Source organism: Vibrio ouci, from assembly GCF_004551525.1.
GTDB classification, from domain to species: Bacteria; Pseudomonadota; Gammaproteobacteria; order Enterobacterales; family Vibrionaceae; genus Vibrio; species Vibrio ouci.
This window is the reverse complement of the sequence record NZ_SATR01000018.1, coordinates 79,022-97,564: the sequence shown is the minus strand read 5'-3', so window position 1 is coordinate 97,564 and position 18,543 is coordinate 79,022. Positions and strand designations below refer to the sequence as shown.

General features: G+C 45.7%; 16 protein-coding genes. 12 read left to right on the top strand and 4 right to left on the bottom strand.

Annotation, left to right across the window (positions count from 1 at the left end; genetic code table 11):
• The 7 genes from ELS82_RS13200 to purF form a co-directional block, all read left to right on the top strand.
• Window positions 1-1,858 (top strand): FimV/HubP family polar landmark protein (locus ELS82_RS13200; protein WP_279630705.1); only part of this gene is annotated, 1,858 nt, incomplete at its 5' end.
• A gap of 87 nt (window positions 1,859-1,945) precedes the next feature.
• Window positions 1,946-2,740: a tRNA pseudouridine(38-40) synthase TruA gene (gene truA, locus ELS82_RS13195; protein ID WP_134835878.1), complete on the top strand. Its 795-nt coding sequence runs from the start codon at window positions 1,946-1,948 to the stop codon at window positions 2,738-2,740.
• A gap of 174 nt (window positions 2,741-2,914) precedes the next feature.
• The gene (accD, locus tag ELS82_RS13190) at window positions 2,915-3,841 is read left to right on the top strand and encodes an acetyl-CoA carboxylase, carboxyltransferase subunit beta (RefSeq protein WP_004413284.1); all 927 of its coding nucleotides are present in this window, start codon (window positions 2,915-2,917) and stop codon (window positions 3,839-3,841) included.
• Window positions 3,842-3,885: 44 nt separating this feature from the next.
• On the top strand, window positions 3,886-5,151 hold the full coding sequence (gene folC, locus ELS82_RS13185) for a bifunctional tetrahydrofolate synthase/dihydrofolate synthase (RefSeq protein ID WP_134835877.1): 1,266 nt from the start codon (window positions 3,886-3,888) through the stop codon (window positions 5,149-5,151).
• Window positions 5,152-5,691 (top strand): SPOR domain-containing protein, encoded by a 540-nt coding sequence (locus ELS82_RS13180; RefSeq protein ID WP_134835876.1) that lies wholly within the window; start codon window positions 5,152-5,154, stop codon window positions 5,689-5,691.
• A gap of 63 nt (window positions 5,692-5,754) precedes the next feature.
• Window positions 5,755-6,246, top strand: a complete 492-nt coding sequence (locus tag ELS82_RS13175) for a CvpA family protein (RefSeq protein WP_004413287.1) — start codon at window positions 5,755-5,757, stop codon at window positions 6,244-6,246.
• A gap of 35 nt (window positions 6,247-6,281) precedes the next feature.
• On the top strand, window positions 6,282-7,796 hold the full coding sequence (gene purF / locus ELS82_RS13170) for an amidophosphoribosyltransferase (RefSeq protein ID WP_134835875.1): 1,515 nt from the start codon (window positions 6,282-6,284) through the stop codon (window positions 7,794-7,796).
• An 80-nt stretch (window positions 7,797-7,876) separates the two neighbouring features.
• Here purF and znuB read toward each other — a convergent pair whose 3' ends face one another.
• Both znuB and znuC read right to left on the bottom strand, forming a co-directional pair.
• Window positions 7,877-8,662, bottom strand: a complete 786-nt coding sequence (znuB, locus tag ELS82_RS13165) for a zinc ABC transporter permease subunit ZnuB (RefSeq protein WP_134835874.1) — start codon at window positions 8,660-8,662, stop codon at window positions 7,877-7,879.
• Window positions 8,655-9,440, bottom strand: coding sequence for a zinc ABC transporter ATP-binding protein ZnuC (znuC, locus tag ELS82_RS13160; RefSeq protein WP_134835873.1), 786 nt, complete (start codon window positions 9,438-9,440; stop codon window positions 8,655-8,657). The genes znuB and znuC overlap by 8 nt, the downstream gene beginning before the upstream one ends.
• Before the next feature lie 81 nt (window positions 9,441-9,521).
• Here znuC and ELS82_RS13155 point away from each other — a divergent pair, with 81 nt between their 5' ends.
• The 5 genes from ELS82_RS13155 (at window position 9,522) to ELS82_RS13130 (ending at window position 17,339) form a co-directional block, all read left to right on the top strand.
• Window positions 9,522-10,403 (top strand): zinc ABC transporter substrate-binding protein, encoded by an 882-nt coding sequence (locus ELS82_RS13155; RefSeq protein ID WP_134835872.1) that lies wholly within the window; start codon window positions 9,522-9,524, stop codon window positions 10,401-10,403.
• A 224-nt stretch (window positions 10,404-10,627) separates the two neighbouring features.
• Window positions 10,628-13,909, top strand: a complete 3,282-nt coding sequence (locus tag ELS82_RS13150) for a helix-turn-helix domain-containing protein (RefSeq protein WP_134835871.1) — start codon at window positions 10,628-10,630, stop codon at window positions 13,907-13,909.
• Window positions 13,910-14,608: 699 nt separating this feature from the next.
• Window positions 14,609-14,836 (top strand): FeoA family protein, encoded by a 228-nt coding sequence (locus tag ELS82_RS13140; RefSeq protein WP_004413294.1) that lies wholly within the window; start codon window positions 14,609-14,611, stop codon window positions 14,834-14,836.
• A complete protein-coding gene (gene feoB / locus ELS82_RS13135) occupies window positions 14,836-17,112 on the top strand; it encodes a Fe(2+) transporter permease subunit FeoB (protein ID WP_134835869.1) in 2,277 nt (758 codons plus the stop codon). The genes ELS82_RS13140 and feoB overlap by 1 nt, the downstream gene beginning before the upstream one ends.
• On the top strand, window positions 17,109-17,339 hold the full coding sequence (locus ELS82_RS13130; protein WP_134835868.1) for a FeoC-like transcriptional regulator: 231 nt from the start codon (window positions 17,109-17,111) through the stop codon (window positions 17,337-17,339). The genes feoB and ELS82_RS13130 overlap by 4 nt, the downstream gene beginning before the upstream one ends.
• 43 nt (window positions 17,340-17,382) lie before the next feature.
• On the opposite strand, the gene ELS82_RS13125 is transcribed toward ELS82_RS13130, so the two are convergent.
• Together ELS82_RS13125 and ELS82_RS13120 are read right to left on the bottom strand one after the other, a co-directional pair.
• Window positions 17,383-17,892, bottom strand: a complete 510-nt coding sequence (locus ELS82_RS13125; RefSeq protein ID WP_134835867.1) for a YqhA family protein — start codon at window positions 17,890-17,892, stop codon at window positions 17,383-17,385.
• Window positions 17,893-18,023: 131 nt separating this feature from the next.
• Window positions 18,024-18,452: an HIT family protein gene (locus ELS82_RS13120; RefSeq protein ID WP_134835866.1), complete on the bottom strand. Its 429-nt coding sequence runs from the start codon at window positions 18,450-18,452 to the stop codon at window positions 18,024-18,026.
• Window positions 18,453-18,543 lie beyond the last annotated feature (91 nt).

Below are 18,543 nucleotides of genomic sequence, written 5' to 3'. Positions count from 1 at the left end.
GATGACTGAACCAGAGCTGGAGATGCCAGAGCCTCAAGCGGAAGAGCCATCACTAGAAATCGATGATCTTGAACTGCCTGAGTACAGCGAAGAAGAGGCATTGGCAGACGCGATTGCTGAACCAGAGCTGGAGATTCCAGAGCCTGAGCTAGAAGAGTTATCGTTAGAACTTGATGATCTTGAACTGCCTGAGTACAACGAAGAAGACGCGCTAGCAGACGCGATTGCTGAACCAGAGCTGGAGATGCCAGAGCCTCAAGCGGAAGAGCCATCACTAGAAATCGATGACCTTGAACTGCCTGAGTACAGCGAAGAAGACGCACTCGCAGACGCGATTGCAGAACCTGAACTGGAGATGCCAGAGCCTCAAGCAGAAGAACCATCACCAGAGCTTGATGACCTTGAACTGCCTGAGTACAGCGAAGAAGATGCGCTAGCAGACGCGATTGCTGAACCACAACTGGAGATGCCAGAGCCTCAAGCACAAGAGCCATCACTAGACATCGATGACCTTGAACTGCCTGAGTACAGCGAAGAAGACGCGCTAGCAGATGCGATTGCTGAACCAGAGCTGGAGATGCCAGAGCCTCAAGCAGAAGAGCCGTCACTAGACATCGATGAACTTGAACTGCCTGAATACAGTGAAGAAGACGCATTAGCACACGCGATTGCAGAACCAGAGCTGGAGATGCCAGAGCCTCAAGCAGAAGAGCCATCACTAGAAATCGATGACCTTGAATTGCCTGAGTACAGCGAAGAAGACGCGCTAGCAGATGTGATTGCTGAACCTGAACTGGAGATACCAGAGCCTCAAGTGGAAGAGCCATCACTAGAAATCGATGACCTTGAACTGCCTGAGTACAGCGAAGAAGACGCATTAGCACACGCGATTGCTGAACCACAGCTGGAGATACCAGAGCCTCAAGCAGAGGAACCATCATTAGAAATCGATGACCTTGAACTGCCTGAGTACAGCGAAGAAGACGCGCTAGCAGATGCGATTGCAGAACCAGAGCTGGAGATGCCAGAGCCTCAAGCAGAAGAACCATCATTAGAACTTGATGACCTTGAACTGCCTGAGTATAACGAAGAAGACGCCCTGTTAGACTTAGAGCCTCTTGCGGAAGATCTAAGTGAAGAGAGTGATGACTTTGAACTTGAGCCTGTAGAACTGCCTGAGCTGGGTGAGATTCCTGCAGAGAACGTTCAAGATGAGTCAGACGATGTTAAGATGCAGCGTCAAGAGTTCAATGAATCGACGTTTGATGAATTACTGTCTGAAGATGAGACTCACCCGGCAAGTTTCTCGTTTGATACACCAATTGATGAGACGACCTCAGATAGTGCCGGTATGGACATCGACGCTATGTTGGAAATTGGTGAAGACTGGAATGGTTTCAGCTTGTCACCGGATCAACAAGCGGAGATCCCTGATGAGATCCCTGAAGATGAGCAAGACGTCTGGTCGCAAGACAACCAGCCGGAACAAGCTCAGATCTTGGATGAAAATTGGGAAGACCAGCCAGACTTAGATGAGTTTAACCCTCAGGAGAACAAGTACCGCACCATCGACGAGTTGATGGCGGAGGTGGAGTCTGAAGAAGCTCAAGAAATTGATGAAGAGCTTAAGCTAGATGTCGGCCTGAATGATTTCCCAGATGTGATTGGTGATATCGGTAGCGGAGATGACGTTGACGCCAATTCAGAAGCCGCTGGTAAGCTTGATCTGGCAAAAATATACCTTGAGATGAATGACGCTCAAGGCGCTAGAAAGCTACTTGAAGAGGCAATCGTGGATGGCAGTGATGAAATTCGCCGTGAAGCGAAGAACCTGATTGATGCCATCAACAAATCCTAATTAAATCGAATAAAAGGGGGCAGTTTAGCCCCCTTACTTTTTGGTATATACTTCCCGCCCCAATTTAGGATCCAGTGAGAATATCTGATGAGAATTGCTTTAGGTATCGAATACAATGGTACTCAATACTATGGCTGGCAGCGCCAAAGAGAAGTTAAGAGCGTTCAAGAGAAGTTAGAACGTGCATTGAGCGTTGTCGCGAATCAGCCGATCGAAGTTCAATGTGCTGGCCGAACAGATGCAGGTGTGCATGGCACGGGTCAAGTAGTCCATTTTGATACGACAGCAACGCGTAAAATGGTTGCATGGACAATGGGTGCTAACGCGAACTTACCTGATGATATTGCTGTCCGTTGGGCGAAAGAAGTACCTGAAGAGTTTCATGCGCGTTTTTCCGCAACTGCACGTCGTTACCGCTACATTATTTTCAACAGCGCACTACGTCCGGGGATCTTATCTTCTGGTGTCAGTCACTATCATGGTGAACTTGACGAGAAGAAGATGCACCAAGCGGCTCAATACCTATTAGGTGAGAATGACTTCACGTCATTCAGAGCTACCCACTGTCAGTCACGCAGTCCGTGGCGTAACATGATGCACATTAATGTGACGCGCCACAACCAGTACGTGGTGATTGATATCAAGGCCAATGCCTTTGTTCACCATATGGTGCGTAATATCACCGGTAGTTTAATATGTGTTGGCCGTGGCGAACAAAAACCAGAATGGATTGCTGAGCTTCTTGCGGTGAAAGATCGCAAGCTTGCAGGAGCGACGGCAAAGGCTGAAGGCCTGTATTTGGTTGATGTTGATTATCCGGCTGAATTTGAATTGCCAAGAGTGCCGATTGGGCCACTATTTTTGCCAGACAACTTGAACTAAACCGTGGTAAATTGTCGAAAGAATCAGAGCTTTAGTGCGTGAGAATTTCCTTCAAGAAATAGGTACAACCAGTTTTTTGTCTACACTTGGCATTTAATATGCTTTAATCCTCACGCGTAAATTCAGAATTTGTATCCTTCGCGATCGCGAAGGAGTAGAGAGAAAAGGTCTTCCATGAGTTGGCTTGAAAAGATTTTAGAAAAAAGCAACATCGTTAGTTCACGTAAAGCGTCTATCCCTGAAGGGGTTTGGACTAAATGTACTTCATGTGAGCAAGTGCTTTACCACGCTGAACTAGAGCGTAACCTAGAAGTATGTCCGAAATGTGACCATCACATGCGTATGAAGGCGCGTCGTCGTCTTGAGACATTCCTAGATGAAAACAACCGTGTTGAAATCGCGGACGAGCTTGAGCCACAAGATAAGCTGAAGTTCAAAGATTCTAAGAAATACAAAGATCGTATCTCTGCGGCTCAAAAGAGCAGCGGTGAGAAAGATGCTCTTGTAGTAATGAAAGGTGAGCTGTTAGGTCAGCCAATCGTTGCTTGTGCATTCGACTTCTCATTCATGGGTGGTTCAATGGGTTCTGTTGTTGGTGCGCGTTTTGTACGTGCAGCAGAAGCAGCAATGGAAGCTAACTGTGGTCTTGTATGTTTCTCAGCAAGTGGTGGTGCGCGTATGCAAGAGGCGTTAATGTCTCTAATGCAAATGGCAAAAACCAGTGCAGCGCTAGAGCGTATGTCTGCTAAAGGTCTACCATTTATTTCGGTAATGACTGACCCTACAATGGGTGGTGTATCGGCAAGTCTAGCGATGCTAGGTGACATCAATATTGGTGAGCCTAAAGCGCTAATTGGTTTTGCAGGTCGTCGTGTTATCGAACAAACGGTACGTGAAGATCTACCAGAAGGTTTCCAACGCAGTGAGTTCTTATTGGATCACGGTGCGATTGATATGATCGTTGATCGCCGCGAAATGCGTCAGCGTATCGGTAGCCTAATGGCGAAGATGAACAATAAACCATCACCATTGGTTGTTTCAGTCGACGATTCGCCAAATGAAGCTGCTTATTCTGTACCAGAAGCGAGCGAAAAAGGGTAAAGTAACTTACTAACAGGCAACCACAATTCATTGGTTAAAGTTAGATGAGTCAAACCCAAATTCCCCAAGCCACATCACCACTAGCGATGTGGCTTGATTATTTAACAAACATCCACACTTCTGCGATTGACCTTGGTCTAGATCGTGTTCAAGCTGTTGCTCAATCAGCAAATCTTACCAAACCTGCTCCCACAGTGATTACTGTCGCTGGTACAAACGGCAAAGGCTCGACTTGTGCATTAATGGAAGCGATCTTACTCGATGCTGGCTATTCAGTCGGTGTGTATAGCTCTCCCCATTTGATCCGCTATAACGAACGCGTTCGTGTTAACGGCCAAGATCTACCTGATGAGAAGCACGCTGAAGCTTTCGATTATATTGAGAAGCAACGTGGTGAGATTAGCCTGAGCTTTTTCGAGTATGGCACGCTAGCGGCGTTGCGTCTGTTCCAAACTGAGAAGGTCGACGTTGTTCTATTGGAAGTCGGCTTAGGTGGCCGATTAGATGCGACCAATGTTGTCGATCATGATGTTTCAGTTATTACCAGCTTGGCTATCGACCATGTTGATTGGCTAGGCGATGACATCAACGTCATTGGCTTCGAAAAAGCAGGTATCTATCGTAGCGAAAGACCCGCTATCTGTGGCCAGCCAAAAGCACCTGCAACGGTTGCAGCCCATGCTGATGATATTGGCGCTGAGCTGTATCAAGTCGGAATTCAATATAACTATGAACTTGTCGACGATAATACTTGGCGTTGGGTTCATGGCTGTTATGAGTTAGATAATCTTCCAGTACCGGGTTTACCTCTGCAAAATGCCGCCACTGCGTTAATGGCACTTGGGACATCGAACCTTGATATCTCCGATGTGAATATCGTCAAAGGCTTGCAGAATGCTAAGCTGCCTGGTCGTATGCAGATTCTAAGCACAGAACCTACGATTCTACTAGATGTTGCTCATAACCCTCATTCTGCGCAATACCTTGTTGAACGCGTGGCGAAGCAGTATCCAAATAAGGTGATTCACACTGTGGTTGCCATGCTGCACGATAAAGACATCCAATCGACGCTTGAAGCATTAGCACCAGTGGCATCACATTGGTACCCAGCGTCGCTCTCTGGCCCTAGAGCTGCTGAAGCTGCAGAGCTTTGTCAGTTTCTTCCGAAAGTGACAGAGCAGTTCTCTACGCCTGTTGAGGCTTTTGAAGCTGCAATGACAAACGCAAAGGCAGAAGATGTCATTCTTGTTGTAGGCTCCTTCCATACCGTAGGGGAAGTGCTGGAGCATTGGCAAAAGAAAGGAGTTTAAATGGCAAGTAAGTTTCAAAATCGTCTGGTTGGCACCATTATTTTGGTGGCAATCGGTGTGATTGTTTTGCCCGATGTTTTGGATGGTGAGAAAACCCATTACAAAGAAGAGATCGCGAGCATTCCGTTAAAGCCAGAGCTTGATAGTGAATTGGAAAGTTTTGAAGTCCTAGACCCAGTTGATGATTCAAGCAGTCTGCCGGATACCCCAGTACAAGTCGTTGATATAGATGACGAGGCGGTGGCAGAAGATAAACCGTTACCTGTGGTAGTTAAAGAAGTACCAGAGCGTAATGAGTATCAAGATACTGCTTGGATTGTCCAGTTGATGGCACTTAAAAATGCTGACAATGCGAAAAACCTCGTTAAGGACTTACAAAAGCGTGGATACCAAGCGCATACCAAACCTGAGAACGGCTTTACTCGAGTAATAATTGGCCCAGATGTGTCAAAGAGTAAATTGGAACGTCAGATTGTTGAATTGGAAAAAATTACCGGTTCAAAAGGTCAATTGATTAAATTTAAACCACTAAATCCATAAGAAAACGTTTGCGTCAGCGTTTTTTCTGTTAAAATGCGCGCCAACTTAAGATGTAAGTAGCAAATGAATACATTAGATATCGTCATTTTAGGTGTGATCGGGCTATCCGCTTTGATCAGTTTAGTTCGCGGTTTCGCGAAGGAAGCCTTGTCATTAGTTATTTGGTTTGGCGCTTTTTTTATCGCCAGTCAGTACTACGCTAAGTTAGCGGTGTACTTCACCAATATCGAAGATGAGATGTTTCGTAACGGAGCAGCGATAGCAGCCTTGTTTATCGCAACACTAATTGTTGGCGCCATCGTAAATTACGTCATCGCTCAATTAGTAGAGAAAACAGGTTTGTCAGGAACAGATAGAGTACTCGGCGTCGTGTTCGGCGGCTTACGTGGTGTTCTTATCGTTTCTGCCGCGCTATTTTTTATGGATGCGTTTACATCGTTTCCAGACTCACAGTGGTGGAAAGGTTCACAATTGGTGCCGGAGTTTAGCCGCGTCATTGCACCTTTCTTTGAACACTTACAAGCAACATCTAGTTTCTTATCTGGCGCGCTATAACGCGCCAGTCATTGTCGAAAATCGAGGGTTAAGACATGTGTGGTATTGTTGGAATCGTGGGCACTACGCCTGTAAACCAGTCTATCTATGATGCGTTGACGGTATTGCAGCACCGTGGCCAAGATGCCGCGGGTATTTGTACCATAGAAAGCAATCGTTTTCGTCTGCGTAAGGCGAACGGTTTAGTGAAAGATGTGTTCGAAGCAAAACACATGCAACGCCTACAAGGTTCAGTGGGTATTGGCCACGTGCGCTACCCGACAGCAGGGAGCTCAAGCGCTTCTGAAGCACAGCCTTTCTATGTGAACTCTCCATTTGGTATCACACTGGCACACAACGGTAACCTAACTAACGCTGCAGAAGTGCGCGAAAAGTTATTTGAGAAAGATCGCCGTCACTTAAACACGACCTCTGACTCAGAAGTACTACTAAACGTACTGGCTCATGAAATTGATACCGTTAAAGGTAACGTGACTGCAGATGATGTGTTCCGCGCAGTGACTAATGTACACCGTGCTATCAAAGGTGCTTACGCGGTAACCGCGATGATCATCGGTCATGGTATGGTTGCGTTCCGTGATCCTAACGGCATTCGCCCTCTATGCCTAGGTAAGCGTGAAATCAACGGTGTGACGGAATACATGGTTGCCTCTGAGTCAGTGGCATTAGACGCAGTTGGCTTTGACTTTGTCCGTGACGTGGCACCAGGTGAGGCAATCTATGCGACATTCGATGGTCAGCTTCATACTAAGCTGTGTGCTGACAACCCAACGCTAAACCCATGTATTTTTGAGTTTGTTTACTTTGCTCGTCCTGACTCTTTCATTGATAAAGTGTCGGTATACAGTGCACGCGTTGAAATGGGTAAGAAATTGGGTGACCGTATTCGCGACGAGTTTAGCCACCTAGATATTGACGTTGTTATCCCAATCCCAGAAACCTCTTGTGATATTGCACTGCAGATTGCTCAAGCTATCGACATTCCTTACCGCCAAGGTTTCGTTAAGAACCGCTATGTTGGCCGTACTTTCATTATGCCGGGACAGCAGCAGCGTAAGAAATCAGTCCGTCGTAAGCTCAATGCGATTCGTTCTGAGTTTAAAGATAAGAACGTACTACTGGTTGATGATTCTATTGTTCGTGGTACCACTTCTGAACAGATCATTGAGATGGCTCGTGACTCTGGCGCGAAGAAGGTCTTCATGGTTTCAGCCGCGCCTGAGATTCGTTTCCCGAACGTTTACGGTATCGATATGCCGAGCGCGACAGAACTGATTGCTCATGGTCGTGACAATGACGCTATCTGTAAGCAAATTGGTGCGGACGAGCTAATCTTCCAAACGCTAGAAGATCTAGTTGATGCCGTAGGCTTAGGTAATACGGATATCACTAAGTTTGAAACATCCGTATTCAACGGTGAGTATGTCACCGGTGACATCGACCAAAAATACCTAGACTTCCTTGAATCTCTGCGCAGTGATGATGCCAAGGTACAGCGTGAGATTCAGCAAGAGCTGGCTAACTTAGAGCTGCATAACGAAGGCGCTTAATCCTTAGTTGCTATAGATACGAAAAAGCCGACGCAATAGCGTCGGCTTTTTAGATCTAACAAGGGGGATAAGCCGTTCGGTTAGCTTTTTACTCGGTATAACTGACTGAGCATAAACATAGCGGTTGCGCTAATCACCACAGAAGGGCCCGCAGGTGTGTCATAGTGCCATGACAATGAAAGGCCAAACAACACGGCTACAGCGCCTATCAGAGAGGCGAACAGTGCCATTTGCTCGGGTGCTTTGGCAAAGCGGCGCGCCGTTGCAGCAGGAATGATCAGTAGTGAGGTCATAATCAGAGCGCCCACAAACTTCATACCAATAGCGATCACTAGACCGACCATCAACATCAACACTAGGCGCATCAAATCAACATTGTGTCCTTCGACAGCAGCCAAATCTTCGTTAACGGTTGTTGATAGTAGAGAGCGCCAGAAAAAGCTCAATACCGCGGCTACGACCACAACACCAAGGTAGATATACACAAGGTCTTCGGGCGTAACGGCCAGTAAGTCACCAAATAGATAGCTCATAAGGTCGATACGGACATTATCCAAAAAGCTGACCGCGACCAAGCCTAAAGATAACGCACTGTGGGCAAGAATACCGAGCAAGGTGTCAGTGGCAACGACTTGCTGCTTTTGTAACGTTACCAAAAGAATAGCTAGTGCTAAACAGCAGACAGTCAGGGCGAGATAGAGATTGATATCAAGCAGTAAGCCGAGCGCTAGACCCATAAGAGAAGCATGCGCGAGGGTATCGCCAAAATAGGCCATGCGTCGCCAAACAACGAAAGAGCCTAAAGGGCCTGCAATGGCTGCAATACCAAGACCTGCAAGAATAGAAGGTAGCAGAAACTCAATCATGATGATGCCCGTGAGAGTGATGAGAACATTGTGACCCTTCGCCTGAGACTGGTTGGCCAGCTAAGTCGTGGTGGTGGTGGTCATGTTGGTGATGATAGAAGGCCAACGACTGCTGATGTGTATGGCCAAACAACGCGATGTAACTTGGGTGCTGCGCAATGTCAGCGGGCGCACCTGAACAGCAAATATGGTGATGCAGGCAAATAACATCGTCTGTTTTTGCCATCACTAAATGCAAGTCGTGCGAGACCATAAATACCGCACAGTTAAAACGGTGACGAATGGTATCGATAAGGTCATAGAGATCGATTTGCCCTTGAACGTCAACGCCTTGGGCTGGCTCATCGAGTACCAGTAGGTCAGGGCGCTGTAATAGTGCACGAGCAATCAGAACACGTTGGTTTTCACCGCCAGACAAAGAGTGCATATTGCTTGAGATAAGATGCTCAGCGCCAACCAGTTTTAACGCATCGTGCAGCTCTTGTTGGCTATATTTTCCCGCTAGGCACAGAAAACGCTCGACGTTAAGCGGGAGAGAGTCATTCAGCTTGAGTTTTTGCGGTACATAACCGACCTTTAGCCCTTTTGCTTTAGTGACCTTACCACTGTAGCGTCGTTGTAGGCCTAATAGCACCTTAACCAGGGTTGATTTACCGGCTCCATTAGGGCCAATCAGAGTAGTGATTTTCCCACGTTGGAGAGATAGGTTGACTCTATCTAGTACTTTTCGTTCATCAAACTGAACGCAGATGTCATTTAACTCGACCAGTGCCGACATGAATGGAACTCATTTGCAATTGCTTAATGTTATAATGTAACATTTGTTGGTCCGTTAAACCAGAGAGTAATTTTGTTCGCTATGAAACGTTTTATTTCCGCATGTGCCCTCATGCTTGTTAGCTCGTCATTTGCTCATGCAGCAACCATTTTAACCAGTATCAAACCGATCCAGTTGATTACTCTTGAGCTCACCAAAGGTGTTTCTGAGCCAGAAGTGTTAGTCGCTTCAAACGCTTCCCCACATGATTATGCGTTAAAGCCTTCAGATGTAAAACGCCTGCGTACTGCGGATCTTGTGATTTGGTATGGTAGCGATCTTGAACCGTTTCTTACTAAGGTGCTAGAAAGCCAACAGAACGTATTAACATTAAGCGAGACGAAAGGCCTCGAGCTGCGTGAATACGGTGGTGGTCATCATCACGATCATGATGGGCACGATCATGGCAGCCATGACCCGCACTTCTGGCTTGGTTATAAACCGACATTACAAATCGCACAAGCGATCTCTGAACGTCTTGCTGAAATTGACGCTGAGAACAAAGCTCAGTATCAAGCTAACTTCACCGCATTTGAAGCGCAGCTAACAGAGCAGCAAGAGCAGATTAGAGCCCAACTAGCACCAGTCGCGGATGCTGGTTATTACGTTTTTCACGACGCTTACGGGTATTTTGAGCAGGACTTCCCATTGAATCACTTGGGTTACTTCACGGTAAGCCCAGACAGAAAACCGGGCGCAAAGACCTTGATAGCGATTCGTAAAGCATTGAAAAGCCAAAACGCACAGTGTGTCTTCTCAGAGCCGCAGTTTACGCCAGCCGTGGTTGAGTCGGTAACACGTGGCAGCCAAGCTAAGACTGGCGTGTTGGATCCGATTGGTGCAGAAATTGACGTTGCTGCTGGTGGATATTTCAAATTTAAGCAAAATCTGGCTGATAGTTTTAGCCAATGTCTAAGTCAATAATCTCGCTAAGCCAAAGGTAAACCTACCTTTGGCTTACTCCTGTCTTGTGAAGTCCTTTAAAAAGTCACCAATAATTGATAACCCTCACTTGTTAATCTGCGCAATTACTAGATAATTATTATCACAAAATAATATAGGGCCGTTTTTAGGTCCAATGACCGTTGTCGGTCTATCTTTTTCGCTGCTAGGACAAGTTTTTGATTAGAACAATATGGATGTTGTTCATGTTACTGATACCAGTACATGTTTTTGCGTCCAACTCGTCACTCATGGTCTTCTATCCCTTGCCGACTCAGGCTGAGGGAAAAGTCTTTGCGGCTAAACAACTCTTTCTCGCAGATGGTGGAGGCATATGGCTCCAAGATGTGCGCAATCAAGTTCTCTTCTTTGATGGACAAAACATTACCCCAGAAGTCGGTTCGGCATTAGAGTTCGAAGCGGAGCAAGTCGCGTTTCTCGATAACGCATTCTGGACGTTTTTCCAAAATGAAATCTACAGAACGGTTCCTAATCAAGAAAAAGAGCTGATCTTTAGCCTGACGCCGGGCAGTGAAATATTGCGCATAGGTGCTTCAAAGCGATTTATCTGGGTATCGGATGAACGCAATTTCTACACCTACAACGTCGATACAGGTGAATTTCAGACCTTCTCGCTGATGGAGCTCTACCAATATAACCAGTCTTCAAAGATCTTGATTAATGATGCGCAGTTTATCTATTCCCGTTGGGTATTAGCGACCAATGCTGGTGTGTATCTTTCGCGAGAAGGGCAGTTCGAGCATGTTGCGAGTTCCGGTAAGCATTATGTCGAGAAGCTCTACTTTTCAGAAAATAGACGAGAGCTGATCATAGGGTCATTAAATGGAGCGTTAATCTTTGATATTACCGCGCCAAACAAACCAATCAAAAGTATCGCGGGCAGCCATGTATTAAGTATTACCGAAACCAGTCAAGAGTATTGGATTGGTACGGAGAAAGGCCTATTCGTCTATTCATTTTTAACTGGCGAAACCAAGCGTTTTGATCAGGGCTTTCTAGCCGGTAACGCGCTTTCAGGTGAGAAAATCTATTCGCTGCTTAATGATGGTGCTGGTGGGGTTTGGGTCGCGACTGACCGAGGCGTTCGATATTTTTCACTGTTTTCTCAGAAGTTTGAACGTTTCCCTAGCGCTCAACTCAGCTTCAATAACCGTAAAGAGTCATTGAAAAAGCTCACTCCAGCAGCCAATCACGATGGGTATTGGGCGTTGTCTAACAGTGGGTTATATCGGATTAGTTTGTCTAACATTGGTAGCCGAACGCTTATATATCAAGGCAAGATACATGACTTTGAAGAACGTAACGGTGTACTTTGGTTAGCCACCGATAAAGGTATTGTCTGTATCAATAGTGACAGTGGCGAAATTATTGATGACTCGCTGCCGCGCTTTTTGAAAGATAATAGCGTTCGCTTTATCGAGTTAGACAATCACAATGTGGTTTGGGGAGCGAGCCAGAAACAAGTTTGGAGCTACAACTTGTCGAGCGGCAAGTTAACCCAATATGGCTCAGAGTGGATGATAGATAAATATCTCCCGGCTCAATTAACGCATATGCATGTGACGAATCAGGGCTATTTATCACTCGGTACTGAGCATGGTGTCTACTTGTTGAAAGATGGGCAGGTGCACTTTGTCGGCGAAAGCGTTCCATATGGTGAGGTGATTGATATCATCCAACCTGCTGATAATGAACTGTGGGTTGCGAGTCGTTATGGCCTCTATCAACTCGATTTATATCTAGAGCAAGCTGAACCTATTAAGATGGTTGATGGCCATATTACGCCTAAATGCTTACTGCAAAATCAAGATGGGATATGGGTGACCTCATCGACAGGTTTGTCTCGCTATAACCCAGAAGGCAAACTGATCCATCACTATGGAGAGCCGTTCGGCCTGATCAATAATGAATTTTCACCAGGACTGTGTAGCTACAGTAATGACAGCCAACGTACGCTATTGTTTGGTGCGGATTCAAGTCTAGTGAAAGTCAACACGCATGAGCTTGTCGTTAGCCGATTGCCGGACATTCAGGTGATATTTAGTCAGATTAAGCGTGACCAAGCGCTCTATTCGTTGGGTAACACTTTAAAAGAACGACCAAACCTAGGCTACCAAGAGTCGATAACATTCCAATTTGGCGTGCTGCCGAGAGCGAATAACCTCAATTTGGAATACCGACTCAATGAAGGTGCTGAGTGGCAGGCGTTAGATGGCACGACGTTAACCATTGAGCATCTCATGCCGGGCAGTTATACATTAGATGTACGAGCGCTGCGTAATGGGGTTCTTCAGGGCCAAAGTAACAGCTATCAGTTCTACGTGACGGAGCCGTGGTTCATGACTAACTCGGCAATCGTGGCCTACATTGTCGTGTTAATAGTCATCATCGTGACGTCCGTTTACTGGCGCTCAAGAATTATGTCTACAGCGAACCGTGAGTTAAAAGCGCAAATTGCCCTAAAAACCAACCAGCTGCGTCATCAAAGTCGAATCCTTTTGACCAATAACCAGCAATTGAGAAAACAACTCCAAGTTAGGAGGCTGATCTTCACTCAGTCAGTGAATGCACTGAAAGATAAATTAGCCAGTTATGCAGAAAACGCTGAAACAAACAGCGTATTGAAACAACTATCGAGGGAGCTAGACCTGCTTGCCTCGACGCGCTCGACCAACGGACAAGCACTTCCTGTGCACAATCTGACTCTGATCATTCAATCGGCGTTAAGTGGTTGGACAGAAGAGTTCTCCAAAGCGGGTATTCATGTCGAGCTCGAAGCTGAAAATGATCTCTATGTCAGCCTGACGCACTTTAACCTAGACGAACTGTTTAACCTGCTGTTTGACGGCATTGTGAAACGTTGTTACCGAAATCAGACTGTGGTTATTCAATTGTCTCGCAGAAATGATCTGATTGCGTTCGCCATGCTCGATCAGGGTGAAGAGTTAGAAAGTGATTCAATATTGACTTCGACGCTGCAAAGTCTCCGTTCATTGGTCGAGCAAAGTGGTGGTGAGATGACTTCTCATATTTCAGATGAGAGGAACTTAATTGAAATCGCTTGGCAAGCGAGTGATATCTTTGATGAAGACTCAATTGTCGCCATACCTTCGAATCAAGAAAGCGCAGTATTTGAGGATGATGACCCTTGGCTAGAAAAAGTGATTACGCTTGTTGAAGATAATTACACCAATGCCGAGTTTGGTACCTCTGCCGCTGCTAAGATGCTATTTGTTTCTGAGCGTAGCTTACAGCGCAGAGTAAAGTCGGCGACCGAGAAAACCTTTACTGAGTACTTAACCGAAGTTCGTCTAGACAATGCTTGTCGTCGTCTATTAGCTGGAGAGAAAGTCTCAGAAGTTGCATTTGAGTGTGGTTTTAATGACCCTTCTTACTTCAGTCAGCGCTTCAAGCACCGCTTTGGCATGCCACCAACCCAATTCGTTGAGCAGCAAGATAGGCTCTAATTCCTTTCCTATATCAAGCTAGAGGCTAGGTGAGTGCGCATAAGCGCTTTCTCTCGCCACAATACAATGACCAGCCTGACCACTATGGCGTTATTCTACGCATGAGTTTACTGACTTAAAAATAAGTGATGTTAAAAATAAAACGGTAGGACTATTCTTGAGTGCTGAGTGCTGAGTGCTGAGTGCTGAGTGCTGAGTGCTGAGTGCTGAGTGCTGAGTGCTGAGTGCTGAGTGCTGAGTGAGAATACAAGAAAAAAAATATCGTGGTATAGCCGGGGGGACTATACCACGGGTGCCAATGACACCTTCGCTTGCTGCCGGAGTGACGCTTGCTGCGTCACCTCTGGAATTCAATCTTGTTGTCGTTAGGGTGTTCCCTGTCGACGTGAATAACTATAACGGTGGTGACTTATTTTACTTATAAAATTAACGCCAGATTAGTATAAGAAAAGCGACATGTTTTCAAGTTGTTGTATTTTAAGGTTTTAATGACTTATTTTGTATGCTTAAGAGATATCTCCATATTATTTATGTCGGATTCATCATTGCTTTTAACGTAATTAACGAGGGTTGTTTTTACGTTTTTCACTATCGAATTATTGCAAACATTGATTTCAGACAAGATCTGCAATATATATCAGAGCTAGTATTGCGATTGTTAATAGAAATCCTTCTCATTTAAATATTTTGGCCTACCTTATGAAACTGTCACAATTACAACAAGGGCAAAAAGCAACCATTACGAGCTTTACTGAACTTTCCAATGACGTAAGAAAAAAACTGATGGTTATGGGGTTACTCCCTCAGACACCGGTAAAACTTATCCGCAAAGCCCCAATGGGTGACCCGCTGCAAGTAGAAGTACGTGGAGTATCTTTAGCTGTTCGCGTCAACATTGCTGACGCTATTCAAGTAGAGGTGAACTAATGGAATACAAGATTCTTACCGTTGGTAACCCTAATAGTGGTAAAACAACTCTTTTTAATGGCTTAACGGGCGCTAAGCAGCAGGTAGGTAACTGGGCCGGTGTTACCGTTGAGAAAAAAACAGGTAAATACACCCATTCTAGCGACGACTTTTTACTGACCGATTTACCTGGTATCTACGCTTTGGACAGTGGTAACGATGGCAACAGTATTGATGAATCAATCGCATCTCGCGCTGTTTTAACACACCCAGCGGACCTGATTATTAACGTTGTCGATGCAACGTGTTTAGAACGTAGCCTATATATGACGCTTCAATTGCGTGAACTAGGCCGCCCAATGGTAGTGGTTCTAAATAAGATGGACGCATTGAAGCGTGAACGACAAACGATCGATCTTAAAGCATTAGAGAAGGTATTGGGTTGTCCTGTATTTGCGATTTCGGCCAACAATAAATCGCAAGTTCATGCCTTCAAAGACCGTTTGCACAAAGCCTTGGTACAAGGTGTTGCTCTCAACGAAATGCGTCTGAATTATGGTGATGAGTTTGAGCAAGCGATCAGCCAGCTTGAGCCTATCTTTACTCATCAATCGGAAGTCGCTGAACGTGCTCTAGCGATCCGCGCGCTAGAAAATGATCTCTTGGTTTTAAACGCCCTAGCGCAACCTGAACGCTCAACAGTACGCGCTCAGCAGCAGTCGGTTGGTTTAGACATCGACTTATTAGTAGCAGACGTGAAGTACACTTTCTTACACGAGCAATGTAAGAAGATTCGTCGTACTGAAGGAAAGCTAAGCCATAGTTTTACTGAGAAGGTCGATAGTGTCATCCTAAACAAGTGGGTTGGCGTGCCGTTCTTCTTTGTCGTGATGTATCTAATGTTTATGTTCTCAATAAACATTGGTAGCGCGTTTATCGATTTTTTCGATATTGGTGTTGGGGCTCTACTGGTAGATGGCGGTCATTATCTATTAGATGATCACTTACCAGTATGGCTGGTTACTCTGCTTGCTGATGGTGTTGGCGGTGGTATCCAAACGGTGGCGACCTTTATCCCTGTTATCGCTTGTCTGTACCTGTTCCTAGCGGTTCTGGAAAGCTCGGGTTATATGTCTCGTGCAGCGTTTGTCCTTGATAAAGTGATGCAAAAGATCGGCTTGCCAGGTAAAGCATTTGTACCATTAGTTCTTGGTTTTGGTTGTAACGTTCCTTCAATCATGGCGACTCGCACGTTAGACCAAGAGCGTGAGCGTAAACTGGCTGCATCAATGGCGCCATTTATGTCTTGTGGTGCACGTCTACCTGTTTATGCTTTGTTTGCAGCAGCATTCTTCCCTCAAAGCGGACAAAACGTTGTTTTTGCTCTTTACCTACTAGGTATCGTAGCCGCTGTTTTCACTGGGCTGGTTCTGAAAAATACCTTATACCCAGGTTCTAGCGACAGCCTAGTGATGGAAATGCCAGATTACGAATTGCCAACTATGCGCAATGTGGTCATCAAGACATGGCAAAAACTCAAGCGCTTTGTTTTGGGCGCAGGTAAAACGATTGTCGTGGTCGTAACTATTCTTAGCTTCCTAAATTCAGTCGGTACGGATGGCTCATTTGGCAACGAAGATAGCGAAAACTCAGTGCTGTCAAAAGCATCGCAAGTGGTGACACCAATCTTCGCGCCTATCGGTATTCAAGAAGATAACTGGCCTGCAACGGTTGGTATCATCACAGGTATCTTTGCGAAAGAAGCGGTTGTTGGTACGTTAAACAGTCTTTATGCTCCGAGTGATGAAGATGCTGGTGAATTCGATCTAATAGCGAGTCTTGAAGAAGCAGTCATGTCTATTCCTGACAACCTTGCTGCTCTTAGCTACTCTGATCCACTTGGCATCGAAGTCGGTGACTTAACAGATAGCCAAGCCGTTGCTGATGAACAAGAGGTTGATGCTTCGATCTTCGGTAATCTAAAAGGTTACTTCGCATCGAGCAATGCAGCCTTTGCTTACCTGATTTTTATCTTGCTATACACACCTTGTGTTGCGGCTATGGGTGCTTATGTTCGTGAATTCGGCCAGAAATACGCTCGCTTTATCGCGGTTTGGACCATGGGTCTTGCATACGGTGGCGCAACTCTCTATTACCAAGTGTCGCATTTCGCTGACCACCCAGCTGTTAGCGCGGCTTGGATTGGCGGCATCATCGTAGTGAGTGTTGCGACTTACCGAGTGCTAAAAGCCGTGGGTAATAAGCAGAGTAAAGAATTAGAGGCGCAACTCGCATGATTCTTAGTGAGCTAAAACAGTGCATTGATGCTCAAGGTAGCGTATCAAGAAAAGAGCTCGCCAAGCAGTTTCACCTTAGTGAAGATGGCGTCGATGCCATGCTGTCGGTGTGGATTAAAAAAGGATTGGTGTCGCGATTAGTCGATACCAATCAAGCTAAGCATGTTACTCGTGTCCGCTATGCCAAGGTTGAAAGCAACTCGCTTGCTATGACAGTCACAATGTAGTGTTTAAACGTAAAAAGCCGCTCTACTTAAGAGCGGCTTTTTTTTATTCGTTATGTTGACCAAGGCCAAGTAGCTTCACCCCGATGCTTAACAGCAGAATAGATGCCGGTAGTAGCAAAATTTCCCAGCTGAGTTGGTTGAAGTTAATTAACACCAACTCTAAGAACTTGACGAACAGAATCACGATGATCACTTCGGTTAGTTTGTTTTTTAAGTGACCAATATTGGGAGTTTTAATCCAGCTTAATGGTTGCTGCTCTGCCTGCTCGCTGCTTGTGTTTTTAATAAACAGCGTGTAAATACCGTGGGCAAAAATAAACAACACTAGCGCAACTAAAAAGGTATCGAGTGATTTAACGATATAGCTGATGGCAATATCGGCACTGTCTAGGTGTGCTAGTTCGCTGCTAGGTACGGCGCCAAGCAGAAAGACTTCGATTGCGGTGTAGGTTTTGCTCGCACCAATCACAAAGAGTAACGCTGACCCTATCATCGAACACACGATGGCTATCCAGCTAACAAAACGAAAATAATGGAAGGCTTTTTTACCCATGAGTCTCTCCTTAATCTGTTGGGCACAGTGTATAGAAGAGTAGAGGGTGTGATAATCCCAGTGATTTGAGAAAGATTATTACAAATGTGTAATGAATCAGCTGCAATGACTACAGCTGATTACTAGATAGGCTAGGCGCGCGTGAATAGTTTACTCAGTGACAGTACGTTACCAATGCGAGTGAGTAGCGCAGCTTGTTCTTCTTCTGAGCGGAACTCACCCTTGGTATTGCCCCACACTGGACCTGGCCAAGCTACATCATCTTGGAAGCGAGCGATATGGTGAATATGAAGTTGTGGGACCATATTACCCAGAGCGCCAAGGTTAAGCTTCTCTGGCTGGAACGTCGCTTCTAGCGCTTGGCTGACCGCTTGAGACTCTAACAAGAATTGTTGTTGCTCTTGCATCGGCAAATGATGCAGCTCTTTTAGATTGGCGCGCTTAGGGACTAAGATAACCCAAGGCACTGCATTGTCTTTATGCAGCAGTGCGACGCATAGCGGGAAGTGACCGATGATGGTGGTATCTTTTGCCAATTGAGGGTGCAGTTCAAAACTCATTATCGTTTTCCATTTTGCATTGAATGAGGTCAGTATACGCCAGATAAAACAAAAGGTTGACGCTTTCACGCCAACCTTTCTGATTATCTTA

Bases quoted from the DNA above. Each gene is read 5' to 3' on its own strand.
- ELS82_RS13125 (WP_134835867.1), bottom strand. From the start codon at position 17,892: ATGGGTAAAAAAGCCTTCCATTATTTTCGTTTTGTTAGCTGGATAGCC.
- znuB (WP_134835874.1), bottom strand. From the start codon at position 8,662: ATGATTGAGTTTCTGCTACCTTCTATTCTTGCAGGTCTTGGTATTGCA.
- feoB (WP_134835869.1), top strand. From the start codon at position 14,836: ATGGAATACAAGATTCTTACCGTTGGTAACCCTAATAGTGGTAAAACA.
- ELS82_RS13150 (WP_134835871.1), top strand. From the start codon at position 10,628: ATGTTACTGATACCAGTACATGTTTTTGCGTCCAACTCGTCACTCATG.
- folC (WP_134835877.1), top strand. From the start codon at position 3,886: ATGAGTCAAACCCAAATTCCCCAAGCCACATCACCACTAGCGATGTGG.
- ELS82_RS13130 (WP_134835868.1), top strand. From the start codon at position 17,109: ATGATTCTTAGTGAGCTAAAACAGTGCATTGATGCTCAAGGTAGCGTA.
- ELS82_RS13120 (WP_134835866.1), bottom strand. From the start codon at position 18,452: ATGAGTTTTGAACTGCACCCTCAATTGGCAAAAGATACCACCATCATC.
- znuC (WP_134835873.1), bottom strand. From the start codon at position 9,440: ATGTCGGCACTGGTCGAGTTAAATGACATCTGCGTTCAGTTTGATGAA.
- ELS82_RS13180 (WP_134835876.1), top strand. From the start codon at position 5,152: ATGGCAAGTAAGTTTCAAAATCGTCTGGTTGGCACCATTATTTTGGTG.
- accD (WP_004413284.1), top strand. From the start codon at position 2,915: ATGAGTTGGCTTGAAAAGATTTTAGAAAAAAGCAACATCGTTAGTTCA.
- ELS82_RS13155 (WP_134835872.1), top strand. From the start codon at position 9,522: ATGAAACGTTTTATTTCCGCATGTGCCCTCATGCTTGTTAGCTCGTCA.
- purF (WP_134835875.1), top strand. From the start codon at position 6,282: ATGTGTGGTATTGTTGGAATCGTGGGCACTACGCCTGTAAACCAGTCT.
- ELS82_RS13140 (WP_004413294.1), top strand. From the start codon at position 14,609: ATGAAACTGTCACAATTACAACAAGGGCAAAAAGCAACCATTACGAGC.
- ELS82_RS13175 (WP_004413287.1), top strand. From the start codon at position 5,755: ATGAATACATTAGATATCGTCATTTTAGGTGTGATCGGGCTATCCGCT.
- truA (WP_134835878.1), top strand. From the start codon at position 1,946: ATGAGAATTGCTTTAGGTATCGAATACAATGGTACTCAATACTATGGC.